Consider the following 26,878-nt stretch of genomic DNA (forward strand, 5'->3'; position numbering starts at 1 on the left):
GTACGGTTGTTCCTACTTAGTTGATGTTTATAATATATTGATTTAATTAGTTTATTGTAGAGAGGTATTTCAATACATTTCTAATTGAGTACAACTGATGTATAGTATAGCATACTGATATCTAAGTTGTTATCTTATACGATGTGTATTTTAGATAACAGGGAATATCATATCATCTACAATAAAGATACTCGTTTATAGGCTTCTTTCAATATTGGGAAAGGGGGTTACTTTCTGATTAAAAGACCATTTATATGGGTGCTGGGAGCCTACCTAGTTGGAATGCTCTTGGCCTGGTATCAGTTATCCTATCTATTGGTAATCATTCTTGTTCTAATATCTTGTCTTATCATTTTCCTTCTGATGTTTCGTATAAAAAATCCCCAAGTAAAGCAAACAGACTATTTTTTATGGAGTATACCGGTGTTGTTGCTCATCGGATTTTATTCTATGGGTATTCATATGCAACGACCGGATTTGGATACGGTATTTGAAGAAAAGATCAGTTGTAAGGTAAACGGTCAGATATCTATGGTTGTGAAAAAGCAGTGGGGTAAGGTTTTATATATTAGTAATAACACGGTATATTTATCAGAGGAAAAACCGTATCTTTGTGAAAATATAATCGTATATAGCAGTGATGATCTGGAATATCAAGTTGGAAATAATATTACCGTCTACGGTCAAATCGAGAAATTTTCTAAGGCCTCAAATCCGGGCCAATTCAATGAACAACTCTATTATCAAATTCAAAATATCGATTATAAGTTAAAAGCCGAAAGGATCTTTATCGTTGATACAGAAAGTTCCATTTTTCATAAGGTGTTAGATGGAATTAAGCAAAGGTTTTCAACCGTTTACCATACTCTTTTATCTGAAAAAGAAGCCGGAGTCATAACGGCAATGATCCTTGGTGACAAATATCTAATTGATGATGAATTAAAAGAGTTGTATCAGGAAAATGGTATCGCTCATATTCTGGCAATCTCAGGCCTTCATGTTACTTTAATCGGTCTATCTGTATATCATTTACTTCGTAAGTTAAAATCCGGTCTTATTCCCGCAACTATAATAACCATTGTATTCATATACTGCTATGGTGTATTGACTAGTTTCAGTGTATCTACCAACCGGGCAGTCGTAATGCTTACGATACTGCTTATGGCACGGATCTTTGGTAAAACCTACGATATGTTATCTGCAATTTCTCTCAGTGCTCTACTTATTCTTCTTCAAAATCCCATGCAGCTGTTTCATGTCGGCTTTCTACTTTCATTTGGAGCTGTATTAGGTATATCAATTCTTCTTCCGGCTATGAATACTCTACTATATTCTAATGTAATTACAAAAAAGTCTCCCATACATAATATAAAGAAAACCATATCTAGTGGAATACTTCTCAGTTTCTGTGCTCAGGTTATGACCCTTCCGGTAATCCTTTTGTTTTATTATCAATTGCCAGTATATAGTATCTTGATAAACCTTATAATAATACCCTGTATGTCTATCCTGGTAATAGGATCATTGGCAGCAGGAATCGCAGGTGTGTTTTTCATGCCGGTTGGAGTATTTTTGATAGGCGGAACCTATTATCTACTTAAGCTATATGAAGGGGTCTGTAGTATCGGAAGCCGTCTTCCCGGAAATCTGTTAACGGTAGGAAAACCGGATGTGATACGCATATGGATTTATTATATTGTAATCCTTATATTTTTACTGTTGGTGAAGCGAAAGCAGATGAAACATCTGATACTAATTCCATTCCTTGCTGTATTTATCCTTATCCTTCCGAAAGGAAATGCAGGATTAGAAATTACATTATTGGAGGTTGGTCAGGGGGAGGCAATCTTTATGGAAACAAAGTCAGGAACCACCTATCTGATTGACGGAGGAAGTTCCAGTATAAAAAAGGTTGGTACCTACAGAATACAGCCGTTCTTATTATCGAAAGGTGTAGACTTATTGGATTATGCAATCATAACCCATACAGATAAGGACCATATCAGTGGACTAAGAGAGCTGTTGGAGGGAAAGAAAATCGCTATCATGAATTTGATTTTACCATACCAAACATCTAAGGATGATGCTTATCTGGAGTTAGAGGCTTTGGCTGCTAAGAAAGGAGTAAAGGTCAGTTATATTAAGGCCGGGGATTTTATACAGGATGATAAGGTTATGATACGTTGTCTACATCCTGCCTATGATTATATTGGTACATCAGCTAACGCCTATTCCACTGTATTAAGCATCAACTATGGTGAGTTTGATCTACTTCTGACCGGAGATTTAGAACAGGACGGAGAAAAGCTTCTGATTGATCGGTTGAATGCTAAGAATATGATTAAGAGTACAGGTAAAGATAATAAATCAATGGAACAGGAGATAGTTGCTAATGATCGGATGGTTACAGATTATGATGTTCTCAAGGTGGCACATCATGGTTCTCGTAACTCTACCTCAGGAGAATTATTGAAGATAATACAGCCGGAATATGCTCTGATCTCCTGTGGTAAGGGTAATAGTTATGGACATCCTCACGATGAGGTTTTAGAGAGGTTAAAGGAAACAAAGACTCAGGTTAAAATTACATATGAGAGTGGGGCTATTATAATAAAGACAGATGGGAAGAGGATGGAGATAAGTGATTATATAAAAGAATAGGCTGACAACGGGACGGGGTTATTGACACTGGTGTGACAACGGTGTGACAACGGGACGCGGTGTGACAACGGGACGGAGTTATTGACACTGATAAATAATTTACCATGGAGGTGTTTTTTTGCCAAGAGTAGCAAGGATTAAAAGCAATAGTGGAATATACCATATCATTATGAGAGGAATAAATCGACAAACTATATTTGAAGTTGAAGAAGATTACGAAAGGTTTATTCTAACAATACAAAGATACAGAGAGATATGTGAATATAAGATATATGCTTATTGCTTAATGGGTAATCATTTGCATTTATTGCTAAAAGAAGGAAAGGAACCACTAGAGACAGTCATGAGAAGAATATGTGGTAGTTATGTCTTTTGGTATAACAAAAAATATGGAAGGGTGGGGTACTTGTTTCAAGATCGGTTTAAGAGCGAACCTATTGAAGAGGATGAGTATTTTCTCACTGTACTTAGATATATTTTTCAAAATCCTTTAAAGGCATGTATGGTTACTAAAATTGAAAATTATAAATGGACTAACTACATTGATTATATTCGAGGAAGTAATCAGACTGAGATAGACTTTGTGCTGAATATTTTGAATACAAATAGAGAACAAGCAATAAGGCGATTTATTGAGATTATAAACAAGGACAACGATGATGAATGTCTGGATATATTGGAAAAACAGCGGTTAACAGACGATGATGCAAGAAATATAATAAAGAGACATTGCAAAATTGACCATGTCATAGATATACAAAAATTTGATAAAGTTAAAAGGAATATGTATTTAAATGACCTGAAGGAGAGGTATGGCTTATCAATTAGACAAATTGAAAGATTGACTGGAATTAGTAGGGGTGTAATACAAAGAATATGATGTGTCGACAACCCCGTCCCCTTGTCACCTTGCCCCTTGTCACCTGCCCCTTGTCACCAAAATGAAATCAAAAAGCTAAACTTATTTTTACTAATATAAAAATATAATATCGTGTACGTAGACAAGGGTACTTGTCTTACGTATAATAATATTAATATTTGGAAATTGAGGTGAAATAATGCATAGTATTTTTATATATGGCACACTAAAAGATAGGGAGTTCCAGAGATACCTTTTTGGTAAAGAACTAGAAATGGTAAATGCAACACTTGATAACTATAAGATTTATAGTGATTTAGATGGCTACTACTATATTGAAAACAGCAAAGGTAATAGTATTAATGGTAAAATAATTGAAGTTACAGACAAAGAACTAGAAATCATTGAGGCATGGGAAGAAGTTCCAATGTACATTAGGAAAGAATGTAAAGTTACAATTGAAGGGGGGATACATAAAATTGTTGATGCCTATTTTAAAAGAAGTACATTTGGAAAGATAGAAGTTGACAATCAATCAACAACAAGAAACAATAGAGATGATATCATTAAAGAAATCGAGTTAATGAAAGAGCGCATTAGGGGGAGAGAATATCCAAGATCAGATCTTATGATTGTATATCCAGCATTGATTGTCGATAAAAAAAAGTATATAGAATTTGTTGATAAAAAGATTCAAAAAGAAACTGAAGAGTATTTCACAAAATTTATGAAGGATACCGTTAATACAGAATATAATAACGAGTTTAATGATTCTATTGAAAGAGTTTATTATGGACACAAATTTGTTGTGAGCGATAATAACAACCAGTATTCTGAGATCTATATCTCTTGTATAAAGGACTTAAATATTGTATCAATTTTAATTAATATTCCCAATATATTAATTGATACAGTTGAGTTGATTGAAAAGGTTAATGATCAAGCAATATTTTTCCAAGAAGGAAAGGGTAATATTGATATAAAAAACTTGTTGTATGAAATTGGATTAGAAATATGTGGAGTAGCAAATTTTATATCTTTTTTACCCGAGCTACCTAAGAAGAAAAAGATGAGTGATTTTTTAGCAGGTGAGATGACACCTGATAGTTATGAGGTAATACACCCTGATTATTATAATCCTGAGAATATTGGAATCTATAATTCGTCAGAAATATATGCGAGTTTTCACTCTTTATTAATTAGGCAAAACAATTTCTCGGATAACTATTTAATTAGAGCTAAGCGACAGACGCTTACTTACTTCATTATTGAATTGTTAGTGTTACAAGAAGCGTTAATAAATAGAACTAATGGTATTATTGATAAAATTATATATCACAAAGAGAAATATGATTGTGATTTTCAAGTAGAACAGCTTGAAAAATTAATATATGAGACATCGAAAGGATTGTTTCTTTGGAATGTCAGAAAGTTTAAGTTTACTACCGGAAAAATCCTTGCTGATAATATCTCAAAGAGATTTGGAATTGATGAACTGTTAGCAGAACAAGAAAAGAATAAGGACAGAATTGAACAACTTCTTTCTATACGAGTTGCACGGATTAATGAACATGAAAATAAAAGTATAAATCTCTTATTAATATTACTTACCTTTTTACAGGTTGCACCTGTAATATATACAAGTATCATGTCAATTTATGACGGTAAGTTTTATTTGGAGCAACTTTATGCTTCTGTTGCGAGTCTGATGATTTGCATTATTTTGTTGGTTATATTTAGAATTAGATTAAGAATAAAAATAAGAAAGGAAAACTTGAAAAAGTAACTTTTCTATCTCCGAAATTAAAACTTGACCACAATAAGATTAATGGATCTGCATTTGTTAAAGTTATACCGTTTCAATATAATAAGTGATCGAGAAGTTCACCATTTAGTCTGATATGCATGTAGTACAAGTAAAGAGATCTAAATATTTTGTAAATTAATGGAATTGTTATAATAATCTGAGTATTTATATACGCGAAAATAACAAGTCGTTTTTAGGTGGTTTCAATTGAAGAAATAATGCAATAAAAAGGATAATTATGGAAGTGTGTAGCGCATGTTTGAAAAAAAAGTAAAGATAATAAATCAATGGAACTGGAGATAGTTGCTAATGATCGGCTAGTTACAGATTATGTTGTTCTCAAGGTTGCCCATCACGGTTCTCGAAATTCTACTTCAGTAGAATTATTGGAGATAATACAGCCTCAATATGCTCTAATCTCCTGTGGTAAGGGTAATAAAAGGGTTACGAGATTGATACAATTTCGGTTTCCATGTTCAAGTCTGTAAATAGCTTATTATAAGGGTCTTGTGGCAAGTTGCTCAGAGATAGTTCTAGATTTTCAAGAGAAAAACATTGGGCTAAGTTATAATAATTACATCTTTCTAACTGCGTTTGCACAACCATATTAACGATATAAGTTTAATCGTTATAAGATTTAGTAATCGTTAGACAGTATCGCTCCTATAAAATTCATATTCATTGGATGAATTATGCCCAACTTAAATGATAAATTAAATTACGAACATAAAATATAAGTCAAAGGTGATTTTTTTGTGTAACAATCGTCTCACACCCGCATAGCGGGTGGGTTATATTTCGCACGCATTGCGTGCTCAACAGGGTCACGACCTATAACAAAACATCTGGTTAAGATATAACTATTATACTTGATCAGATTTTTTATTATAGGCGTGTTTCATCTGACGCTTACCCTTAAATATAATTTACCCGACTTTAAATGAGTTGATAAATAAGGGCATGGTAGTAAACGAATATTTTCGTAACAATAGTCCAAGTATTATGATAATCGTTACGATCGTATAACTCATTCCGCAATTCTCGTAACCCCCACATATATATGAGATATTTTATACCATGTAGCAAAATCTACCACACCGGTTTGGGGAAGATTAAATATTTGCTGGAAGATTCTTACCGCATCTGCGGTTTGTGGTCCATACTGTCCATCCACAGCTATTTTAGGAATCGCTACATAAGTATCTGAAATACGGTTTAGCTGTTCTTGAATCATCCGTACACTGACTCCGGTGGAACCTATGGTCAGATTTACTCCCGGCCAGGAAGCTGGAACACCAGATACTTGAGGTGCTGTGTTAATAAACATGGAATCTCCATAAAAATGTTGAAGTATCTGGATTGCATTCAGACCATTCTCTCCCAATTCCTTAGATCCCCATTGGGTCATCCAGTTCGGACACTGTACTCTATAACCATCACAGTATTGGGTTAATATGGGTTGTTTAACATTAGGTCTGGATAAATAATTGGTGAATATCTGGTCCACCGCTAGGCCGATATTACTGTAAATATTCCTGCCCGGAATCCATTTGTGATCAAAGGCCGTGGATGAGGTTATGGTAAAATTATATCCCTGATTACGATACCATTCCGTAAAAACTCGGTTTAGGGTAAAGGACTGGATAGCAAGAATATTTGCCATAATGGTTGATTCCGGCCATGTGGCATAGATTTCGCTAGAAGCTACATTTTTAATATAATCACGGTACCGTACATAGTGATTCTGTGCAGCAGTATCAGTAGGAGGACCGTCGTGGACTACGATATATTCTGGGATCACTACATTTTGTAATACAATTTCACCGGTTTCACCTATAGCTTTAATCTCTTCTTCTTCTATTTTTGGTGGGTAATCGCCATATAAAGTATGAGGTGGTATTACATATAATTCACCTCCGGTAGGAATTTCTGCAGGGGTTAGGGTTAATTCCTGCAGAGCTGTTACAAGGGTGAGTATTTCAACATTCGATACGGTAACCGGTTCAAAGTCCGGTGCGCTTACCCTAAGGTTAAATTCTGAATAAGGTTGTGTGGCTGGAGCAGGGTTCAGACTATAATCAATTGGGGGTGCCGGTAATTCAATTTCTTGTGTGAGCCCGTTAAAATCGGTAGTAAGCTCTTCTATAATTACCTGCGGCTCTGCCGAAGAGGAAATTTGGACGATTGCACTATCAATTGGTGCCAGTCCTCTGGTTGTGCAGCGAACCTGTAACCTCCCGAAGGTCTGTGTTCCCATTTCAGCTGGATAAACACGAATTTTATTATATAAATTTCGATTAATATTATTATTTTTCATCATTCTTTATCCCTCCTGTTATTAATATTAAATCGGTTCAAATCCAAAATAATTTAAGATACCGATATATATTGCATAAGCAATCAGCCATTGATTATCTCTAAGAATAGCGGCATCATGTTCATTCGTAAGATATCCCATTTCTATCAGTAAGGAAGGCATATTAGTTCTGCGCAAAATATATAAGGATTGATTTATACGGATACCATTATTCTTTAAGGCTGTAAATTGGACAATAGCATCCATGATATGCTGTGCTAGCCAATGTGCTTGAGTATTGTATTGGTATATATAGATCTCAGCTCCATTAATTGCAGGATTTACATTTGCATTAGCATGGATACTGATAAAATAATCAGCAGGCCATTCATTCGCCATTCTAACCCTTTCAGCCAGGCTGGTTGCATTTGTAGTTCCTAAAACCGTAGTAGGCGTAGGTCTTGATAACAAAACGGAAAATCTTCGGTCAGCTCCTAATAAATTGGCAAGATAGATTCCAACCTGATAAGTAATATCTTCTTCTATTAACCCAAGACCTCTGGCACCAGTATTGTGGTAACCAGTCGGATTGTGACCTTGATCTACAAAAATTTTAATAGCCATGAAATACTTCCTATTCTATAAAACTGTTATTATATTGTATTCAAGTTCATGTTAAATGTTGTTATTAAGGCTAATATAATTCCTTCATAGATTGTTATAGTCATTATTTCAAATGCACTAAGGCTACCCCATATGTTATTAGTGCCGTGTTAGGCGCATATTACCTTATAAAGTTAAAACGTATCAAATACATTTTCCAAGCTAAATTGTTCTGCAAATTAAGCAATCTGAATACATGTTAGATTAATTAATTATATTAATGATAAGTAATAATGAGATTGATTTAATTCTATTTATATGGACTTGTGTCTACGCTATTGACGCAAGTCCACTTGAACTTGGGTTGATAACATATAATGCGTATGCATTATTTCTTCAATATGAATATTTTCAAGGTTGTATAAAAAGATATTCGAGACACGAGTAATGTACCTCATGAGACGATAGACGCATACGCTGAGACTATAGAACTGCTTTTTGTCTTGCGAGACAAGGGAACTACTGTTTTTAAGTTAGGTTGAGACTAGAGAACTGTTATCATTAGACTAATCACTTATTATTCTTTATATACTTCCTTCCGTTTAATTGAAAGGTATCATGGCTTTTGATTTGCTCGATGGCAACTTTTAAGTTCCGAGCGTCTCTGTGCCTATGATATTGATTATAGCTGTTGTGCTTATGATATACTTTGAAATTTCTAAAGGTTGGGTATTCCGCAACATGAATACCCCAGAAGTGCATTGTATTCTTTGACTGCAAATAGACGGCAAAGCATCCCATCTGCATTACATTAAAATAATGGAAGTCAATAGTTTTTATGAAGAAAAGGAGTATTTTCGCTTTATTACATATAGCGGAAGGTATTATCCAGACACAGAGCCCCATATCCCAGAGTCCTGTTAGGATAGATTCTCTCAATCCGCAAAGGTCTGGCTCCATTAATCAGATATGCCCTGAGCTTCTCACCGTACAAATAAGGATCATTTCCCCGCACAATGCCCCATTCCATTAATAAAGCTGCACTGCCGGTGACAAACGGAGTCGCCATAGAAGTTCCCGAACGAATCGTATAGCCTCCTCCCGGGGAAGCAGAATTGATATTTACTCCTGGTGCCACAAGATCCGGCTTAACCCGGTTATTTCTGGTATAGCCCCTTCCCGAAAATGGTGCATAGCTGTCCGTATAGGCGTTGTAAGCTCCTACGGTGATGGCTCTTTCAGCGGTAGAGGGTATCGTCAGGGTGGTATATTCCGAGGAAAGCAGAAAGCGAGTAGCGGGGTTTTTTACACTTCCTGACGGAAGCCAGATATCATAATTGCCTTCCACGATCCGATTTGGTACCAGTTCAATACGCCAAATACCGGAATTAATATAACGGTTTGTCGGAATCAACTCAACATAGATCTCCTGTTGGGGATTATAGGGTGTGGGATCCCCATAGTAGAGAAATATTTCTGTCTGAGCCACCGTAAACTGCTGCGTACCTAAAATCCTTGGGATTGGTCCGACACGGGTTCCGTTCGGGGCAGTTATAATAATATCAAAATGATCATAATAATTTTTCCATATTTGAAAATTCAGTGCAAACTCATACTCGCTGACGGCAATTTCAATCACCTCGTTTCTTCCCATTTGTAGAACTCCCTGGGTGTGATTTCCGGTAGCACCTTCATTTCCCGTTCCTATAATTATGTTATTTTTCCAGATATTCGCCGCATCATTGATAAAAGTCTCCAGCAATGACAGTCCCGTATGGGAGCCGTAATTATTACCAAAGCTGATGTTAATCGCAACGGGGGTTCCTTCAATAACTGCCGTTCGAATCGCAAAATCAATTCCCTGCATCAGCTGAGTCGTTCTTGGAAAGGAATCACCAATGGATGTTCCAAGCTTTACCACAATCAGCTCACTTTGGGAAGCAACTCCGCGATACCGCCCGTTGCTTGCCCTTCCGTTGCCGGCAGCAATACCGGCCACATGAGTGCCATGGCCTGACAAATCCGTGCTTGGAACCAGCTCCAATCTCTCGGGCATGGGTGTATTCAAAGCTTCATTAATTTGCTCTCTGGTATAAAGAGTTCCAATGTCAAACCCTTCCGGCGGTGCTCCCGGTATGGTCTGATCCCATAATGCCAATATCCTCGTGGTTCCGTCTTCATTCCGGAAATCCGGGTGGGAATAATCAATTCCCGAATCAATAACAGCTACCAGTACGCCCTCACCAAACAGATTGTAAATACCTGTCTGAAGCGGGTTAATACAAGAAGCAGTCCTTCCTTCGTTTACTTCATAAAAAAGTCTCTTTGGTTTTTCGACAAACTCAACTTCTTCATAATCCGTAAGCCGGTCAATCAAATATTCCGGTATCGTCAGGATTGCATACCCTCTCACCAGTTCAACAGCAGATATATCCAGTTCCTCCCGGATCCGGTCAAGGCTTCCGCTGTATTTTACAATCAATTCCCATGTGTTCGTATTCGGAGAATATCCTACGTTCAGATTTAATGTTTTCGCTCTATCCGCTTCGGGAATATCAAGTGCAAGGTTTAACTCATTTTCCAGTTTACCATTCGGCATGGCTTAACTCCCAGGCTATCTTTGTTAGTTCATTATATGCAGACATGGAACTGAAAATTGCAGTCTTGCGAAAGGTACTTACCACTCCTACGCTTTCTTATAACAGATGATAATACAGCACAATGTCTTCATAATTACCGTCCTTTAACATAAAACCCCCGGGTACCACACCCAGCTTCACAAATCCCAGCTTTTCATACAAATGATGCGCACTGAGATTTGATTTAACTACCGCATTAAACTGAAGAATTCGAAATCCCAGCTCATGTCCCTTATTAAGACAATGTCTGACTAACTGCTCACCGACATGCAATCCCCGTGCAGAGGATTTCACTGCATAGCAGGCATTGCTGATATGGCCGCAGCGGCCTATATTATTAGGGTGAAGGATGTATAAGCCGACGATTTCCGTCCCCCATTGTGCAACAGCGGAAAAACTCTGGCAGGCAAAAAACTCTTTTGCCTCCTCCAGGGTCAGCGGTTCCATCTGCGGAAAAGCTATCCCGTCCTCCACTACCTCATTCCATATTTCCATCATAGATATCAGATCGTTTTCATTGTATTCCCTTATCGTTAAATTCATAATCAAATCACACCTTTACTTTCGTATCTTATTTTTCAAAAAGAAGGTTCCTCTGCTTTTTCTTCGAAAAACATATGCTTTATATATAGATCATTAAAATCTGTCTCATTGGATAAGCTGATTTCGCCGGATACGCCAAGTATATGATCCACTCTGGCAGAAGCGCTTTCCCCTGCCAGATACTTTACAGCTCCTCCTAACGCGCTGTTTCCAACAGCTTTGATTTTACCGGAAAGTTCTTTGGGCAGCAAACCCACACCAAAGGCCTTCTCCAAATTCATTTGATAGCCGAAGCCCCCCGCCAGATATACGGTATCGATCTCATCAAAAGTAATCCCATGACAGCGGACCAGCGTCTCTATTCCGGCACGGATTGCCGCTTTTGCCATTTGAAATTCCCGCATATCCTTTTGGGTAAACAGGATTTCTCTGCCCTGGGGATCGGCAGCAACCGGATACCCCTGTTCAAAATATTCCTCACAGAGCAGCCCCGTGGCATCGGATAGTTTTGACTGAAGCAGTTCAAAAACCAGTGCTACCACTCCGGTCCCGCAGATACCGATGGGCGGCTGATCTGCGATGGTCTGAAGCCGGTTCCCCTCCTTATTAATTTCAATATCACAGATGGCACCTGCAATGCTTCCGACACCGCAGGAAATATTACCACCCTCAAAAGCAGGTCCGGCTGCAGCGGAGGAAACTAAAATCCGGTCTTTATTGCCCACGGCCATCTCACCATTCGTGCCTAGATCAACTAACTTTCGCCTGATCAAAATCACAGGCCAGCAGACCGGCTACAATATCCCCTCCTACATATGCTGAGATGCCGGGAAGGATGGTTACCGGAATACTCAGGTAATCACTTCCCATGACTTCTTCATAAGGAAGCGTCAGCGTACTGATATTGACCGGCGTAAAAGGATAACTGCCCAGCCCCTGACAGGAATATCCCAGCAACAAATGGCCCATGGTGGTATTCCCGGCAATTACGATCCTTTTCAATCTGTTTTTCGGAATCTCGGCCTCATGAAGGATACGCCGGATCAGCTCCAGAAGATCATCCTGAATACTTATTCTCAGAAGCTCCCGCTTTCCGTCATTGGACGCCTTTATTCTTGATACAACATCCGTTCCATAAGCTCTTTGCCGATTGATTGCAGAGTCTGTCAACCGGATTTTTTTACTTTCAAGACCAACCAGACTGGTGGCAATGGTGGTGGTACCGATGTCAACTGCGACTGCATAATCCTCATCCGCCTTACCGTAACCGATGCTTTCCTGCCGGTGCTCCGTGATAATTTTAAAATCCGTCTCCCTGCCCGAAACCAGCCGGATGATGCAATCCTTTTTGGGATAGGCTTTACAGGCCAGCCGGTATCCCTGCTCCAGCTCTTGCTCCGTTAGTTTATTCCGATCAAACGAGGTTATTTCAAGCTCTCCCTCCAGAAGCTGAAGCTTACACTTTCCGCAGGTTCCTCTGCCCGCGCAGTCTGCACTGAGATAAATGCCTTGTCCAATCATCGCATCCAACAAACTCGTCTCTTCGGTATAATTAATCAGAATCGGTTCTCCTCTTCCCGTGATAGTAATCCGGCTCATCCGTTTCCTCCTGTCACTCAGTCATGTATTTATCCTGGTAAAACTCTTAATTCCTGTTGCTATCATACTTCAATTGTCTTCCTGTTTCAATAGTTATTCCTTTACTACTTTTGTCGTAGCTTTAATCACTCTTGTTATCCATCTAATAAGGATGAACAACAAAAAATGATTCTACAACATGTTAAATATTGACAAGCCGATTCCCCAGTGATACCATGAAAGCATAATAGCTTACAGAATTTTACGAATAGGTGGATTAAGTACATGGCAGACCGTTTTTTGACGGACGAAGAGTGCGCTTCGTTCGGAGAGTACGTTAAAGCACGCAGGGAAGTGCGCGGAAAGTCCATTCGTGGGCTTGCTCAGGAACTGTTCCTGACACCAGCATATCTGAGTGACATTGAGAAAGGAAACCGATATGCGCTGGAAAAATATCTTGACAGGATGGCTGAGGTACTGTGTATCAACGGGGGATGACCTCTACACTTTTTATGATTTGGCGGGTAAAAGTAGGAATAATCATTACCCGGATCTGGCAGAGTATATCGGGAAGACGGAGATTGTACAGGAAGCTTTAAGACGTGCCCGTGACCTCAACATCTCCATTTCACAGTGGCAGAACTTCATTGACGAAATTAGTGGTACGAAGAAAATACAGGAGTAGGCTATGATGAGGCAATCAGTGTGTTTACCTATGTTGATGGTCATTATGTCAGACCGCACTGTTTTAATAGTGGATATATTCGGAAAGACCAGACATTTTCCATCAGTATAAAGGATACATTAGTTGAAAGTACGCTCAAATCAGAATTTAAGAAGGAACTGGAAAGAGGAAATTTTTTGCCTGTAGACTCACATTTTTGCTTTAAACACCCTAATTACATACCCATAGAGAAGAAGGTCAGACTGTTTTAACAGATTATGCCTGATTCCATAGGGATGAATGTTGCCAAGTCTTCAATTTGAAGATTCAATCTCTGGACAAATATGGAGAGGGGTTTTGCAGGATGTGTTCTATTTAGGAATGCTGCTTCAAATATAGTTTTTGAAGCCCATTACTCATCTGACATTAAGGATAAGCCAAACCAAGCAAATATGATAAAGCAATATAATACAGAGTTACTGAATGTGGCTAGAATGCTACCAGTGACGTTTTCAGGGACACTGAATGCTTTAATCGATTGGTCTGGGATGACTGAGGAGGAACTGGCAGGTGCAGCAAGCATTAGTGAGAAAACGATTCAAAGATTAAGAAATGCAGAGCCAGACAATGTTACAATAGAAACAGTGGTACAGCTGTCGATTGGTATGCAGTTACCACCTGTATTAAGTACTTGTTTGTTAAAGGCATCGGGTAAATCTTTTATGATGACAGAGCAACACATCATGTATCAATTCCTGTTGAATACCTGTTACACAAAATCTATTCATGAGTGTAATGATATGCTGGAAGCACAGAATTTAAAGCAACTTGGACGGCAGAATAGAATAACATAATAAAATTTATTGTTGTGGTCGAACATGCCATGTCTGTCTGTATTCGTTATTCAAGAACAATAGCAATCAAAAAAAAAGAGTCATGAAAATAAGCTTGTTTTCATGGCTCTTTTTTTATTGCTGTGTCAGCAAAAATAGGACATCCCATGTCCGAGCAATTTTAGCTGGCACACTTTAAAATTAGAGCATAAATAAAAATTCATATAGACCTGACAGAGCGCTGGGAAGGTGGATATGACCATATTGCTTTAGAAGTAGCTGCCATTATGACAGTTATGGAAAAGCAGATGGAAGTACCCCTATAATTTCCTGCGCTCTTTTTCTAATGCCTGGTCTTGGGATACTTCTATCCAAGGTCAAAAGGTATCTCCCTTACCTCAGTCTCTCTCGGTCGGAAAGAGAGACAATCTATGGAAATCAGAGTAAATCAAGAGGAACAGGTATTAATCCCAATGATTATTGATAGGGATTCAATCGAAGAACATGGGATGATCGCGGGTGTTAAGAAATCTCAGATTAGAAAATGGAGAGTAGGGAACAGATTAGTGGATGTGGTGTTAGTTCCAGGAACTAAGGCACAGTACGATGCTGTAATGAGTTCCTATTCAGCAGAGTTTAAAGCAGAGGATCGTGACAAACGCTGCGAGGTAAGCAATGGAAAAGGAAAACTGATTCGCTGCCCAGAAAGTAATAAATGCAGTCAGTGTCCATACGCCATTTCATTGGACAAGAAGAATTTCGGAACATTAACCTTCAGTTGCCTGTCAGCAGAAAATGAAGATGGAGAAGAGTCAGATTTCGAAGCTGTAGCACCAACCACATATGGTGCAGCAGATATCTATTTGGGTATGTTAAATGAACTCATTAATCGCGTAAATGAGATCGACCCTAACTACGGTAAGATACTTCAGTTATTATCTGATGGATTTAGCCATAGGGAAATTGCGGATGAGATTGGAATGGGAAAGAGCACAGTCACAGATAAGGTGACGAAAATTAAAGCAATTGTAATTGATTTACTTGATAACATGATTTAATTCAAATGGTAGCAGCACTATATGGAATCGGTGTTGCTACCATTCCGTTTTAATCTTTTCTATAAAACGCAGTCTCAAAGCCATCAGCTCTTAATAATAGACCTTTTATCCATGGAGGAGTTCTTCCCATCTGTTCACAGATAAAATCCAAAGATTCTTCCACTGGACATTCGATAATTAATTCATCATGAATGTGGCCGCAAATGAATGATTGGGAGAGGGTTTGCATCGCATAGCTAAGGATATCTCTTGAAATAGCTTGAACGATATTCTCTACAAATTTAGCACCGTATGATTCTATTCGCCCCCACTTCTTTGTTGCCCCGATACCTTCGTAGGTTACGGCTTCTCCACCAAATCTGTTTATACCAATCTTAGGCTTTACATAAGTCAGCTTTCTTCCGGAAGGAAGTTTAATGAAGAGCATACCGCTTTGATAAATAAAATAGATGCCATGGGTTTCGGTAGTCGTTTTCTGCGTAACTGCTGTTTTGACAGCCGTATCAACGTCCCACCAAAGCTGTACAATATTGGGGTTTGAAAATCTCCATGCATCAACCAGGGGTTGTAATTCCTCTTCAGTAATTCCCATATCTAAGGCTCCCATGGATTTAAGAGCACCACACGAACCGCCGTATCCAAGAGCAAGTTCCGCTATTTTACCTTTTTGGCGAAGGTGACTGTTTTGACCATGCTTTTCAACTGGAACACCAAACATTGCAGAAGCACTTGCACAATAAATATCTTCATTATTTGCAAATACTTTATTTCTCCACGACTCCTGTGCTAGATATGAGAGCACCCTTGCTTCAATTGCACTAAAATCTGCCACAACAAGCTTATATCCAGGTCTGGGCACGAAAGCGGTGCGGATAAGCTCCGATAATACTTCGGGGACAGAATCATAAAGCATTTGTAAAGCTTCAAAGTTACCGCTTTTAACAAGTTCACGGGCTGGCTCCAAATCCGGCATATGATTTTGTGGGAGGTTTTGTAATTGAATAATACGACCTGCCCATCGGCCACTACGATTTGCTCCGTAAAACTGGAACATTCCTCTTGCCCGCCTGTCAGTGCATACGGTATTTTGCATCGCCTGATATTTCTTAATACTTGACTTGGCAAGCTGCTGACGGAGAATGAGAACATCAGCTAGTTCCTCTGGAGCATCCTTTAGCATTTCTGCTACAGCTTTTTTACCAAGGGTTTCAGTCTCCAGCCCATTGTCAGATAACCATTGTTTCATCTGTATTACTGAATTAGGATTATCCAGATTAGTTAACTTCTTCATTTCTTCTGATAGTTCTTCTTTGGAACGTTCATACATCATAATCGCCTGTTCTACGATATCCATATCAATAGCAATTCCTCTATCATTTATCTTTTGGTCTAAATGATATTCTTTCCAAACAAACTCTGGAACAGGAAAATGGGCTAACTTCTTTTGAATAGACATTTCAACTTCAACATCCTTGCGGTTGTAGGAGATGAATGTATTCCATTTATCTTCGTCATGCATAGGAAGATTTCTAGTCCGACCACCGTTTGATTTCGTAGGCTTGCATGGAACACAAAAATAGCGGATGAGGTCTTTTCCTTCTTTCATTTTCTGTTCTTCCAATCCAAGAACTGCTCCTACACCTTCAAGAGATAATGGTAATCCAAGATATGCCGACCATACCATCGAGCATCTCCACGAGGATGGATCCAGGTAATTATCGACCGTGTCTTCACTGGTACTGTAGCTACTGAAATATTCAGGATAATTTCTTCTAAGCCATTCAGACAAACAGATACGTTCAAAAGCAGCATTATATGCCCACTTTATAACTTCTTTGTCTGATAGAGCAATGATTACCTCTGTAGGAATTTTCTCATTATTAGCTAGATCGATAACGACAACCTCACCACCATTGATGGAGTAAGCAAAGAGAAGTATTTCAAAGTTGGGTGACTCTGCATATTTGTACATACCGCATTTCTTTAGATCCACATCAGAATATGTTTCGATATCGCAACTCATATATTTTATTTCAGCCATCCAAAACTCCTCCCTAATTTGATGCGAGATATTGTTGATGAAGAAACACCATACATACTAGCAAGCTCAACTCCTGTAATTCCACAGGATAAGCCAAAACGAATATTTTCAACATCGTCAGTCGATAATTTTCTCCATCGCCCCCCATCTTTATATACATCAAGAATATTTTCTGTACGTGTACCATATCGGAGATTGCAGACACGATTATCGGTAGGAATACCATTTTCGTGGAGAACTTCACAACCGTTAGGACAAGGACCTAAGAAGGTCAATGCAATTAATTGATGTACTGGTTTCCCAATGCCACCACGTCCTAATACTACAGAAACATGACCACTTTTACAGAATCGTCCTGGCTTTAAGATTCTGCCGTGAATCATTCTGTAAAAATCATGTCCTGTGAAATGACATTTACCCCTAACTAACCGATCTAGACTTTTAATACGTCCCATTGTGCTTGCCTGATATTTTCCTTCAAACCCAGGTATGTCTTTCCATATTTCTTCTATCATATTCACCATCCTTAATGTAAAAGGGCGGCAGCATAGCCACCGCCCAAGTCAGAGATTAATGGGTTACTTCTATGAAAGAAAATCATCATCGTCATCTGTAGAGAAATCATCCTCTGCACGAGATTTGCCGCCCAAAGGTTCCCCGTCTGAAATCTTCTGTAGATTATTTAAACCACACGCAATTCCACGATTTCCATTTGAATTGAAAGCATACAGATTGATGGAAGCTCTACCATATACTCCTGAATAAACTTCAGAACGGTCAAGGACTGGATTGCAATTTGCATCAACAATACCCGGTGCAGTAGCACTATTGGCATTGATGAAATATGCATTTGCATAAGTAGGGTCATCTGGTCTTTCTACATCGCCATCACGAAGAGGAGTTTTAAGAACGGAAAGAGCAGGAACTGTTTTACCATTACCCTTTAACTTTGACTCGCCTTCCTTATACGCTGCTTCAATGGCTGTCTTTATTAGCGCAACTGTCTTGGTATCAGACTTTGGAATTATAAGGCTAACGCTATACTTCGGTGTACCTCCATTGATTGACTTTGCATCCCATACATTTGCATATGACCATCTTGTTTGTGGACCGGTAATCACTTTCGTTGGATTTGCTACGTTTGACATATTATTGTCCTCCTTATTTAAAATCAATTTGTGCTGTGTTAAATTCCGGACGCTTATCATTCTCCGGAACAAGAGTTGGTTTACCTGGAGCCTTGATTACAAGGCTTCCTAGAACTTCTTCGAATTTCTTTTTGCCAAGAACTGAAGTCATGGCTGTAATACCTAAGAGCTTATTTTCGTATGGGTCAAAACCTGCTGATGTAACTGCATCTGCAACCGCCTGTTCATCGGTGTATTTTCTGGTTGAGCGTCCCTCAACAACTTTAAAGCCATCGTACTTTGTGCCACTAAGTGCTTGTTGTAATGCATATTCCTTTATGTCATTGACCCAGGTGACAAGGTTATCTACCTTGGTGAGAATAACACTTATTTCTGTGTCATCTAAATTGGAAGGCATCTCAAAGTCATACTTTGCTAGTTCAAGGTTGTACTCGGCACGTTTACGACAGGTAGCCTTAATCTTACAGAACTGGCAGTGGTCACCGGCCTTAAATTCACCCTCACCTGCATAGGCCAGTTTTGCTATAGGGGAGAGTACTTCATTACCCCAAGTTATTAGTTCTTCCTTTGACAAGGTGTAGGTGCTGATATTGTCCCTTCGTGGTTGGAAGATTGTCATCTTAACGGTATCGATATCGTAGATACCATCGAAGAGTTCAATAGCTCCAAGAGCATAACACATCATCTGTGGGTTCTCTTCAGCTGACACCAGTATTCCAAGTCCGTGTTTGTAATCGATGACTTGAAGAATACCATCAGCAACGATTACACAGTCACCTGTTCCAAATCCATTCTCTACATATTTAGAGAAATCGAGACGCTGTTCAATTAAGATTACAGGATCAGAACAATAGAGCTTTGCTTCCGCCAATTGCTCAATGACGAATGAAGCGTATTCTTCAGCACAGATTTCCATCTCTCCATTGTAGAAATCCAAATTCTCCGTAGGGTCTTTTGAGTTTATGCCGAGTGCCTGTTCTAATTTAAACTGACAGAGGCTATGTGCATCGGTACCCTCTTGTGCATAAGGACTGGATTTGTTATCTTCTTCAGCACATAACTTTGCCGAAGGTGGGCATTGCAGCCATCGGTGACTGGATGAAGCGGAGAGTAATGCATGCTTAGGCATTTCCAAACACCTCCGCATCTGCGAGTAAAGCTTCATAATCAGTCGGATTAATGTCGGACAGTTTATCAGCTCCATACTTTAAAAGTAGTGCTTTGATATCGGCTGTGTATCCACTGCGGGACTTCTCCGCAAGGATTGCTCGGACATCCGTAAGAGAGATTGATTTCTTTGCAGGTTCTGGTGGTACTTTTGTCGTAGCCTTCTGATTCTTAGACTTACTTGTAGCTTTTTCTTCTACATCCGTAGAAAAAAGTTCTCTTAGAGTATCTGAAATTCCAATTAAGATTTCACCACATCTTTTTAACTCATCAAGTTCCGCGGATAGTTCGTTCATCTTACTCATGCTTGTTTTCTCCTTCCTTGTTTGCTTGTTTTTGCTCGGTTAATTTCCTTGCAAGTCGCTTTGAAATAACACTAATTGCGATTAGTACATCAGCAAGTTCTTCATCTAAACCGATGTCCTGCTTGCTATCTGCACCTGCAGTTGATTCAGACTGCATAATTAGCACCGCCTTTCCGAGGGTTTATTACCTCTCAATTTCCTAAGGACAAAAGTCTGAGCTTTGGACGGGTAATCTTAAATCTTTTTGAAATTCTTTTCTGACTCATATCCCTCCAACTTCCTAAGGACAGAAAACAAATAAATGGACGGATAGTTTCGAAGCTTTTTCTACTCGGTTTTTGGCTTATATAAAGGAAGCGATTCTGAAATAAAAAGTTTGCAAAGTGTCCGTCCAAAAACGAAGGTTCTGTCCTTAGGAAGTTAGAGGGATATTTTGTCCTCGAGTATTTTTAAGGAGGTGAAACCTTTGGGAATCAGTTTTTATAACTCAGAAGGCTACAAAGACCCTGTACCCTTTGAAGCGATCAATGGCATAGAGCGTGAAGAAAGAAAGAGTAATTACAGACCACTTGTTTATATCTGCTCTCCTTACGCTGGAAATGAGAAATGGAATACAATGAAGGCCAGAGAGTATAGCAGATTTGCAGTAAACATGGGAGTAATACCAATTGCCCCACATCTGTTGTTTCCGCAATTTATGGATGAAGCCACCGAGAGGGAATTGGCAATGTTCATGAACATGGTACTGCTGGGAAGATGTGCAGAGTTGTGGGTTAATGTAAAGTCCTTCATTATGTCAAATCACTCCCTTAAAGTATTGTAAAATCAATAAACAAGTCTCAAAAACTTCGCATAACAAACCTGTATAATGAAAATGCAAGCGATATGACTTGACTAAAAAAATGGAGGTTTGTTATGAGCGAACAAAGACACACCATATCCGAACTTGTGGATATGGCAAGGAACGAAATGATCCGGCTGCAGTACAGTCACTTCACCGTTGAGAATTACTCGAAAGTATGGAGAAATCTGCTGAAATATGCCGCTGAAAAAGGTGTTGCATATTTCTCGGAAGAATTTGGAGAGCAATTTCTGCGGGACCATTACAAATACGAACATGGATATTTGGAGCGAGAGCACAGAATAGTCCAGCCGCCAAGAATGGTCAGGGTGTTGGGACACTATCAATTACATGGGGTAATCATGCATGAGCGGCTCAATAGCAAGAAAATGCAACCGCCCGAAATATTTGCCCCGGTAATGCCCGATTTTTCAAAGTATTTAGCCGAATTGGGCTTGAAAGAAGGAAGCGTAGATGTTGTGACCAGAAATATTGTGCGTTTTTTGGAGTTCCTTTCGGTAAATCAAATCACCCGGCTTGATCTAGTGACTGAAGCACACATCACCGGATTTGCCGCCACACTTTTCAGGTATTGCTCAGAAACCATAGTGTCTTACTTTGGTTCGATGCGGCATTTTTTCAGATTTTTGCATCAGAAGGGATACCATCAAAAGGATTTATCTATTGCTGTGCCCCGGCATTTATCGCGTCAAACACGATCTATCCCGTTCATTTGGAGCAAAGAGGACGTGGAGAAGTTGCTGGCAGCGGTTGACCGGGCGAATCCTATCGGGAAGCGAAACTATGCAGTACTGCTGCTTGTGACCAAGCTCGGTCTGAGAGACAGCGATGTTCAAAACCTTAAGCTTGGCGATTTGAAATGGGAAAGAAATTACATTGAACTTGTTCAGGTTAAAACCGGGAAGAATGTCACGCTACCCTTGTTGGATGATGTAGGGTTGGCTATTATTGATTACCTCAAATATGGCCGGCCTGTAAGTGAATGCCCTCATGTCTTTTTGAAGCATGTTCCGCCATATGACAGGATGCATGATTTTACCAGCATCGTGTACAAATATATGAATCTGGCTGGAATCAGCGTTAAAAACGGAACCCCGCACGGATTGCACTCGTTGCGACACACGATGGCGAGCAGGCTTTTGGAGCGAGATGTGCCGTTATCCACAATATCAAGCATTTTAGGACATGCCGACTTAAACTCCGCAAGTGTGTATCTGTCGATTGACATGAACAATCTGTTGAAATGCGCACTGGACCCGGAGGAGGTGTTCGTAAGTGAAAATTCCTGAAAAATACATGGAATTCACCTTCTCCAGCCCTATATCCGAATGTATAGAGAAATTCATCGCACAGCAAAGGGCAATCGGATTCGTCTTTAATGACCAGTCGAAGCATCTGCGTAGCTTTGACAGATTTGTCTCCACGCAAAACTGTCCACCAAACACACTCCCAAAAGAGCTTGTGAATATGTGGATAGACAGCCGTCCAAATGAAAAACCCACGACCCAACGAAAGCGCGCCAACCTGATAAAGCAATTGGGACAGTTTATGGTAAAAAACGGTTACGAAGCGTATATACCGCCCATCACCGTCACAAGAGCTATACCGCCGGATTACATTCCATACATCTACACAAACGAGGAATTGGCAAGGTTTTTTACGGCAACGGACAATCTGCCTCGTAGTTCCGCGAGCAATCGCAGTCTTGCCGCTCCGGTTTTCTTCCGAATGCTTTACGGCTGCGGGTTGAGAGAATCAGAGGGAAGAAAGCTGAGAGTACGTGATGTTGATTTAGAAAAGGGTACGCTTGCGATTAATGCTACAAAACTGGGAAAAAGTCGACTCATTCCTATGGCACCGTCCTTGTTGCAGCGTTGCAGGGATTACAGCCGCCAAGTCCATAAGCATTCTAATCCGGATGATTTTTTCTTCGCACCTTCCAAAGGCGGGATGTACAGCAGAGGCGCTTTTCTCAGAATGTTTCACGAAAGTCTGAGAAAAGCGAAAATTCCTTACGGCGGCAAAGGAAAAGGCCCCAGGATGCATGACATGAGGCATACCTTCGCTGTCCATTGCCTCAGAAAATGGTCCCAAAATAGCACAGATATAACAACGGCGTTTCCTTACTTAGCTGTATACATGGGACATTGTGATTTGCGGAGTTCTCAATATTATCTCAGACTGACATCCGAGCTGTTTGAGCATATCACTGATTCCCTTAATGAACAGTTTAGTGATGTTATCCCAAAGGCAGGTGATGTCTATGAAAACAACTGATTTTTCTAAGTATCTGTCTGACTTTCTGGGCGTCTACTTGCCACGGGGAAGGAACATGAGTTCTCATACAATATCGTCTTACTGCGACACGTTCAGCCTATTTCTGCGATTTTGCAGGGATGTGAAAGGAATCAGAGCGGACAGGCTTTCCTTAGCCGACTTCAACAGTGATCTGGTTACCGCTTATCTGAAATGGATCGAGACCGACAGAAAGTGTAGCGTGTCAACCAGAAATCAACGGCTGGCTGCGATTTGCTCTTTTGTCCGATATGTTCAGATTGAATCGCCGCGACACATGTTTGAATTGCAAAAAATTCTCGCGATACCATTCAAAAAGGCAAAAGAACCCGTAGTAAGCTATCTTTCCGCAGATGAGTTGAAACTTCTACTGGAACAACCCGATACCTCGTCCATTTACGGAAGGCGCGACTTGGTTATGCTGAGCGTTCTGTATGATACCGGTGCAAGGGTACAAGAGCTTGTGGATTTGACGGTTAGAAATATCCGCCTTGAAAATCCGGCCCACATCACCCTGACGGGCAAGGGTGATAAATCAAGACAAGTTCCTCTGCTGCCAAAGACGGTTGATTTACTGCGCCAATATCTTGCTGAAATGAACCTGAGAACACCAGACAAGCTAGATTATCCGGTGTTTACCAACAATCAAAAAAAGAAGTTTACCCGTGCTGGTGTCGCATATCTTTTGGACAAATACGCAAAGATGGCGAGAACCTACAATCAACTGATTCCGGAGAAGGTGACCCCGCATATGCTTCGCCATACCAAAGCTATGCATTTGCTGCAGGCTGACGTTAACATTATTTATATTCGAGATATTTTGGGGCATGTCGATGTCGCGACAACGGGTGTCTATGCCCGCGCCGATACAAAAATGAAGCGTGCCGCGTTGGAAAAAGCTGATGACACCAAACTGCCAAGCTCTATCCCGCCATGGGCGAAGGATCAGGATTTATTAAACTGGCTCAAAAATTTAGGAAAGGATGTGTAAATCATCAATTATTATGCGAAGTTTTCTTGCCTCAAAGCCTGTGTTTCAACAGGCTTTAAGATTCTACTTTTCATAACAAATCTCTTTACATTAACCCAATTATGTGAAGCTTCACATAAGTGGGTGTTTGGAGGAAGGATATCGGAAGGTATGGCAGCTGAAATTCTAAGAGCCAAACGAAAACGCATGAGAATCCGTTATTTTACGGAGGACTTTAAGGAGGTGACCAGATGAAGCAATTTACTTTGTATACATCAGACAGTGTGGGGAGCCAAACAAATTGCGTTTATCCTCATAAGACAGTTATTACAGATGAAGTCTCTTTGAAGCAAGCGGCTACACATGACCATGTTTCGGCAGAATATAAGGGTAATTATCGTAGCAGCATGAATTTCATTCAGGCAGATAATGTACCTCTCGATTGTGATAATGATCATTCAGATAATCCGGATGACTGGGTAACACCACTAGAAGTTGCGTTTGCCTTCCCTAATGTTGCTTTTGCTGTTGTATATAGTAGAAGCAATATGCTACAGAAGGACAGTAGGTCACCACGTCCAAGATTTCACGTGTTCTTTCCAATACCTCCAGTAACAGATGCAAAAGTATACTCAGCGTTAAAAAAGGAGATCACATCGTGTTTCCCTTATTTTGATAACAATGCTCTTGATAGCGCAAGATTTTTATTTGGAACAGCCAATGCTGAGGTAGAACTCTACAGAGGAGATAAAAGTATTGTAGACTTTCTGCAAGATAATAAATTTGAAGAATGGGATAATTCGCAGGATGAAGTACTAGAAGGAAATCGAAACAATACGATGTCGGGTATAGCAGGTAAACTCGTTGTTCGTTATGGGAACACCGATGAGGCATATGCTATTTTTCTAAAGAAGGCAGAGAAGTGCAATCCACCTTTGGAAGAAACAGAATTAAAGACTATATGGAACAGTGCTGTAAAATTTGGGAAATATGTATCTTCTCAGGAGAGCTACATTCCACCAGAACAGTACAACACAGATATGAAGTTAAAGCCGGACGATTTTTCCGATGTAGGTCAGGCGATTGTTTTATCAAGAGAATATTTGGAGAGTTTACGTTATTCGCCATCCACAGATTACATCGTCTACAACGGAAGCTACTGGGAGGAGTCAAAGCCAAAGTCTCAGGCAGTGGCACAGGAACTAACAGCAAGGCAGTTGGAGGAAGCGGAAGCAGAGATGCAGAAGGCTACGAATGAAATGCTGCAAAATGGTGCTTGGGAGATGCTTGTTGCAATGGGACCTAAGAAAGCAGCATCAGCTTTTAATGAACAGCAAAGGCATTCCTTTGAGAAATACCAGACCGCACAGCTTTATCGCAATTATGCCATTAAGCGTCGCGATTCCAAATACATCTCATCTGCCTTAAAAGAAGCTCGCCCAATGTTGGAGATAGAGCAATGTAATCTGGATGCGGATGAGTTTCTATTAAATACACCATCCGGAACATATGACCTACGTAAAGGATTAGGTTCTGTTATGAAGCATGATCCACTTGATTTTATTACAAAACAGACAATGGTGGATCCTGGTACGGAAGGAGAAGATCTATGGGAAGCAGCTCTGAATACATTCTTCTGTGGCGATTTAGATCTCATCCATTATGTTCAGGAGATTGTAGGCCTTGCTGCCATAGGAAAAGTATATGTGGAAGCGTTGATCATTGCCTATGGGGAAGGTCGTAATGGTAAGTCAACCTTCTGGAATGTAATTGCTAGAGTACTTGGTTCTTACAGCGGTAATATTTCTGCTGATATGTTGACAGTTGGATGCCGTAGAAATGTAAAGCCGGAATTAGCTGAAGCAAAGGGAAAGAGATTGATAATTGCTGCTGAGATGGAGGAAGGAATGCGCCTAAATACATCAAATGTGAAACAGTTGTGTTCTACCGATGAAATTTACGCAGAGAAGAAGTACAAGGATCCATTCAGCTATATTCCAAGCCATACACTGGTGCTTTATACCAACCACCTTCCTAAAGTAGGCGCTATCGATAGAGGCACCTGGCGTCGTCTGATTGTAATTCCTTTTAGTGCAAAGATAGAAGGCAACGCAGATGTGAAGAACTATGCAGATTATTTACTTGAAAATGCAGGAGGCGCAATTCTTTCTTGGGTGATTGAAGGTGCTACGAAGGTAATCGGACATAAATTCAAGATTGAAGCACCAGAGAAGGTAAAGGCTGCAATTCAGTCATATAAGGAAAATAATGATTGGCTTTCACATTATCTAACTGACTGCTGCGAAGTGGATAATTCTTATAGTGCAAAGTCTAGTGAAGTTTATAGCTCATACCGCACTTATTGCATGCAGGTGGGTGAGTTTATTCGCGGTACAGCAGATTTCTATGCAGCGCTGGAAACAGCCGGATTTGACCGTAAAAGAACCCGTGATAATAATCTAATTCTGGGACTAAAGCTGAAGCCGGAATTCCTTGAAGTATAAGGCTTTTTAACTATGTGTGGAGGTCTATGGAACTTGATATATAAA

General features: G+C 39.8%; 27 protein-coding genes. 15 read left to right on the top strand and 12 right to left on the bottom strand.

The window, feature by feature from the left end; all coding sequences use genetic code 11:
* Nucleotides 1-282 precede the first annotated feature (282 nt).
* The 4 genes from I5677_RS10235 (at nucleotide 283) to I5677_RS10250 (ending at nucleotide 5,815) form a co-directional block, all read left to right on the top strand.
* On the top strand, nucleotides 283-2,661 hold the full coding sequence (locus tag I5677_RS10235; protein ID WP_279380758.1) for a DNA internalization-related competence protein ComEC/Rec2: 2,379 nt from the start codon (nucleotides 283-285) through the stop codon (nucleotides 2,659-2,661).
* Between the two features lie 118 nt (nucleotides 2,662-2,779).
* Complete coding sequence (locus I5677_RS10240; RefSeq protein ID WP_197661496.1) at nucleotides 2,780-3,541, top strand: transposase; 762 nt, start codon at nucleotides 2,780-2,782, stop codon at nucleotides 3,539-3,541.
* 178 nt (nucleotides 3,542-3,719) lie between these two features.
* Entirely contained in the window at nucleotides 3,720-5,306 is a 1,587-nt protein-coding gene (locus I5677_RS10245) for a gamma-glutamylcyclotransferase family protein (protein WP_197661497.1), read from the top strand.
* 308 nt (nucleotides 5,307-5,614) lie between these two features.
* Entirely contained in the window at nucleotides 5,615-5,815 is a 201-nt protein-coding gene (locus I5677_RS10250; RefSeq protein ID WP_197661498.1) for a hypothetical protein, read from the top strand.
* Between the two features lie 539 nt (nucleotides 5,816-6,354).
* Here the strand turns inward: I5677_RS10250 and I5677_RS10255 are convergent.
* From I5677_RS10255 to I5677_RS10280, 6 genes are all read right to left on the bottom strand, one after another.
* The gene (locus tag I5677_RS10255; protein ID WP_330617896.1) at nucleotides 6,355-7,647 is read right to left on the bottom strand and encodes a peptidoglycan-binding domain-containing protein; all 1,293 of its coding nucleotides are present in this window, start codon (nucleotides 7,645-7,647) and stop codon (nucleotides 6,355-6,357) included.
* 24 nt (nucleotides 7,648-7,671) lie between these two features.
* A complete protein-coding gene (locus I5677_RS10260) occupies nucleotides 7,672-8,247 on the bottom strand; it encodes an N-acetylmuramoyl-L-alanine amidase family protein (RefSeq protein ID WP_197661499.1) in 576 nt (191 codons plus the stop codon).
* An 844-nt stretch (nucleotides 8,248-9,091) separates the two neighbouring features.
* Nucleotides 9,092-10,825 carry a S8 family peptidase gene (locus I5677_RS10265; protein WP_197661500.1) on the bottom strand — a complete coding sequence of 578 codons (1,734 nt, stop codon included), beginning with the start codon at nucleotides 10,823-10,825 and terminating at the stop codon, nucleotides 9,092-9,094.
* Between the two features lie 97 nt (nucleotides 10,826-10,922).
* Nucleotides 10,923-11,408 (bottom strand): GNAT family N-acetyltransferase, encoded by a 486-nt coding sequence (locus tag I5677_RS10270; protein ID WP_197661501.1) that lies wholly within the window; start codon nucleotides 11,406-11,408, stop codon nucleotides 10,923-10,925.
* 35 nt (nucleotides 11,409-11,443) lie between these two features.
* Nucleotides 11,444-12,181: an ASKHA domain-containing protein gene (locus tag I5677_RS10275; protein WP_197661502.1), complete on the bottom strand. Its 738-nt coding sequence runs from the start codon at nucleotides 12,179-12,181 to the stop codon at nucleotides 11,444-11,446.
* Nucleotides 12,159-13,007: a 2Fe-2S iron-sulfur cluster-binding protein gene (locus tag I5677_RS10280; RefSeq protein ID WP_197661503.1), complete on the bottom strand. Its 849-nt coding sequence runs from the start codon at nucleotides 13,005-13,007 to the stop codon at nucleotides 12,159-12,161. Before I5677_RS10280 ends, I5677_RS10275 begins: the two co-directional genes overlap by 23 nt.
* Between I5677_RS10280 and I5677_RS17520 the strand changes: the two genes are divergently transcribed.
* The 5 genes from I5677_RS17520 (at nucleotide 12,988) to I5677_RS10300 (ending at nucleotide 15,541) form a co-directional block, all read left to right on the top strand.
* Nucleotides 12,988-13,176: a putative holin-like toxin gene (locus I5677_RS17520; protein WP_408609480.1), complete on the top strand. Its 189-nt coding sequence runs from the start codon at nucleotides 12,988-12,990 to the stop codon at nucleotides 13,174-13,176. The genes I5677_RS10280 and I5677_RS17520 overlap by 20 nt on opposite strands.
* Nucleotides 13,177-13,271: 95 nt before the next feature.
* Entirely contained in the window at nucleotides 13,272-13,484 is a 213-nt protein-coding gene (locus I5677_RS10285) for a helix-turn-helix domain-containing protein (RefSeq protein WP_197661504.1), read from the top strand.
* A 19-nt stretch (nucleotides 13,485-13,503) separates the two neighbouring features.
* Nucleotides 13,504-13,671 carry a hypothetical protein gene (locus tag I5677_RS10290; protein WP_197661505.1) on the top strand — a complete coding sequence of 56 codons (168 nt, stop codon included), beginning with the start codon at nucleotides 13,504-13,506 and terminating at the stop codon, nucleotides 13,669-13,671.
* A gap of 323 nt (nucleotides 13,672-13,994) precedes the next feature.
* The gene (locus tag I5677_RS10295) at nucleotides 13,995-14,504 is read left to right on the top strand and encodes a helix-turn-helix domain-containing protein (RefSeq protein ID WP_197661506.1); all 510 of its coding nucleotides are present in this window, start codon (nucleotides 13,995-13,997) and stop codon (nucleotides 14,502-14,504) included.
* 410 nt (nucleotides 14,505-14,914) lie between these two features.
* The gene (locus I5677_RS10300) at nucleotides 14,915-15,541 is read left to right on the top strand and encodes a helix-turn-helix domain-containing protein (protein ID WP_197661507.1); all 627 of its coding nucleotides are present in this window, start codon (nucleotides 14,915-14,917) and stop codon (nucleotides 15,539-15,541) included.
* A 49-nt stretch (nucleotides 15,542-15,590) separates the two neighbouring features.
* Here the strand turns inward: I5677_RS10300 and I5677_RS10305 are convergent, their stop codons facing one another.
* The 6 genes from I5677_RS10305 to I5677_RS10330 all read right to left on the bottom strand — a co-directional run bounded on the left by I5677_RS10305 (nucleotide 15,591) and on the right by I5677_RS10330 (nucleotide 20,359).
* The gene (locus I5677_RS10305; RefSeq protein WP_334298797.1) at nucleotides 15,591-17,573 is read right to left on the bottom strand and encodes a DNA polymerase; all 1,983 of its coding nucleotides are present in this window, start codon (nucleotides 17,571-17,573) and stop codon (nucleotides 15,591-15,593) included.
* Nucleotides 17,570-18,097: an NUMOD4 domain-containing protein gene (locus I5677_RS10310; protein ID WP_206762694.1), complete on the bottom strand. Its 528-nt coding sequence runs from the start codon at nucleotides 18,095-18,097 to the stop codon at nucleotides 17,570-17,572. Before I5677_RS10310 ends, I5677_RS10305 begins: the two co-directional genes overlap by 4 nt.
* A gap of 69 nt (nucleotides 18,098-18,166) precedes the next feature.
* Nucleotides 18,167-18,730, bottom strand: coding sequence for a DUF2815 family protein (locus I5677_RS10315; RefSeq protein WP_197661509.1), 564 nt, complete (start codon nucleotides 18,728-18,730; stop codon nucleotides 18,167-18,169).
* 13 nt (nucleotides 18,731-18,743) lie between these two features.
* On the bottom strand, nucleotides 18,744-19,859 hold the full coding sequence (locus I5677_RS10320) for a DUF2800 domain-containing protein (RefSeq protein WP_197661510.1): 1,116 nt from the start codon (nucleotides 19,857-19,859) through the stop codon (nucleotides 18,744-18,746).
* Nucleotides 19,852-20,202, bottom strand: a complete 351-nt coding sequence (locus I5677_RS10325; protein WP_197661511.1) for a DNA ligase — start codon at nucleotides 20,200-20,202, stop codon at nucleotides 19,852-19,854. Before I5677_RS10325 ends, I5677_RS10320 begins: the two co-directional genes overlap by 8 nt.
* Nucleotides 20,195-20,359, bottom strand: a complete 165-nt coding sequence (locus tag I5677_RS10330; protein ID WP_197661512.1) for a hypothetical protein — start codon at nucleotides 20,357-20,359, stop codon at nucleotides 20,195-20,197. The genes I5677_RS10325 and I5677_RS10330 overlap by 8 nt, the downstream gene beginning before the upstream one ends.
* Nucleotides 20,360-20,668: 309 nt before the next feature.
* On the opposite strand from I5677_RS10330, the gene I5677_RS10335 reads away from it, so the two are divergent.
* The 6 genes from I5677_RS10335 (at nucleotide 20,669) to I5677_RS10355 (ending at nucleotide 26,833) form a co-directional block, all read left to right on the top strand.
* Nucleotides 20,669-21,025 (top strand): DUF7768 domain-containing protein, encoded by a 357-nt coding sequence (locus tag I5677_RS10335; protein ID WP_197661513.1) that lies wholly within the window; start codon nucleotides 20,669-20,671, stop codon nucleotides 21,023-21,025.
* A 92-nt stretch (nucleotides 21,026-21,117) separates the two neighbouring features.
* Nucleotides 21,118-22,353 (top strand): site-specific integrase, encoded by a 1,236-nt coding sequence (locus I5677_RS10340; RefSeq protein ID WP_197661514.1) that lies wholly within the window; start codon nucleotides 21,118-21,120, stop codon nucleotides 22,351-22,353.
* On the top strand, nucleotides 22,340-23,341 hold the full coding sequence (locus tag I5677_RS10345) for a tyrosine-type recombinase/integrase (RefSeq protein WP_197661515.1): 1,002 nt from the start codon (nucleotides 22,340-22,342) through the stop codon (nucleotides 23,339-23,341). The genes I5677_RS10340 and I5677_RS10345 overlap by 14 nt, the downstream gene beginning before the upstream one ends.
* Complete coding sequence (locus I5677_RS10350) at nucleotides 23,328-24,350, top strand: site-specific integrase (RefSeq protein ID WP_197661516.1); 1,023 nt, start codon at nucleotides 23,328-23,330, stop codon at nucleotides 24,348-24,350. The genes I5677_RS10345 and I5677_RS10350 overlap by 14 nt, the downstream gene beginning before the upstream one ends.
* 72 nt (nucleotides 24,351-24,422) lie before the next feature.
* Nucleotides 24,423-24,584 (top strand): DUF7768 domain-containing protein, encoded by a 162-nt coding sequence (locus I5677_RS17570; protein ID WP_456299360.1) that lies wholly within the window; start codon nucleotides 24,423-24,425, stop codon nucleotides 24,582-24,584.
* Entirely contained in the window at nucleotides 24,581-26,833 is a 2,253-nt protein-coding gene (locus I5677_RS10355; RefSeq protein ID WP_197661517.1) for a phage/plasmid primase, P4 family, read from the top strand. Before I5677_RS17570 ends, I5677_RS10355 begins: the two co-directional genes overlap by 4 nt.
* The last annotated feature ends 45 nt before the right edge of the window (nucleotides 26,834-26,878 follow it).

This window comes from Mobilitalea sibirica, from assembly GCF_015999265.1.
Taxonomy (GTDB): Bacteria; Bacillota; Clostridia; order Lachnospirales; family Lachnospiraceae; genus Mobilitalea; species Mobilitalea sibirica.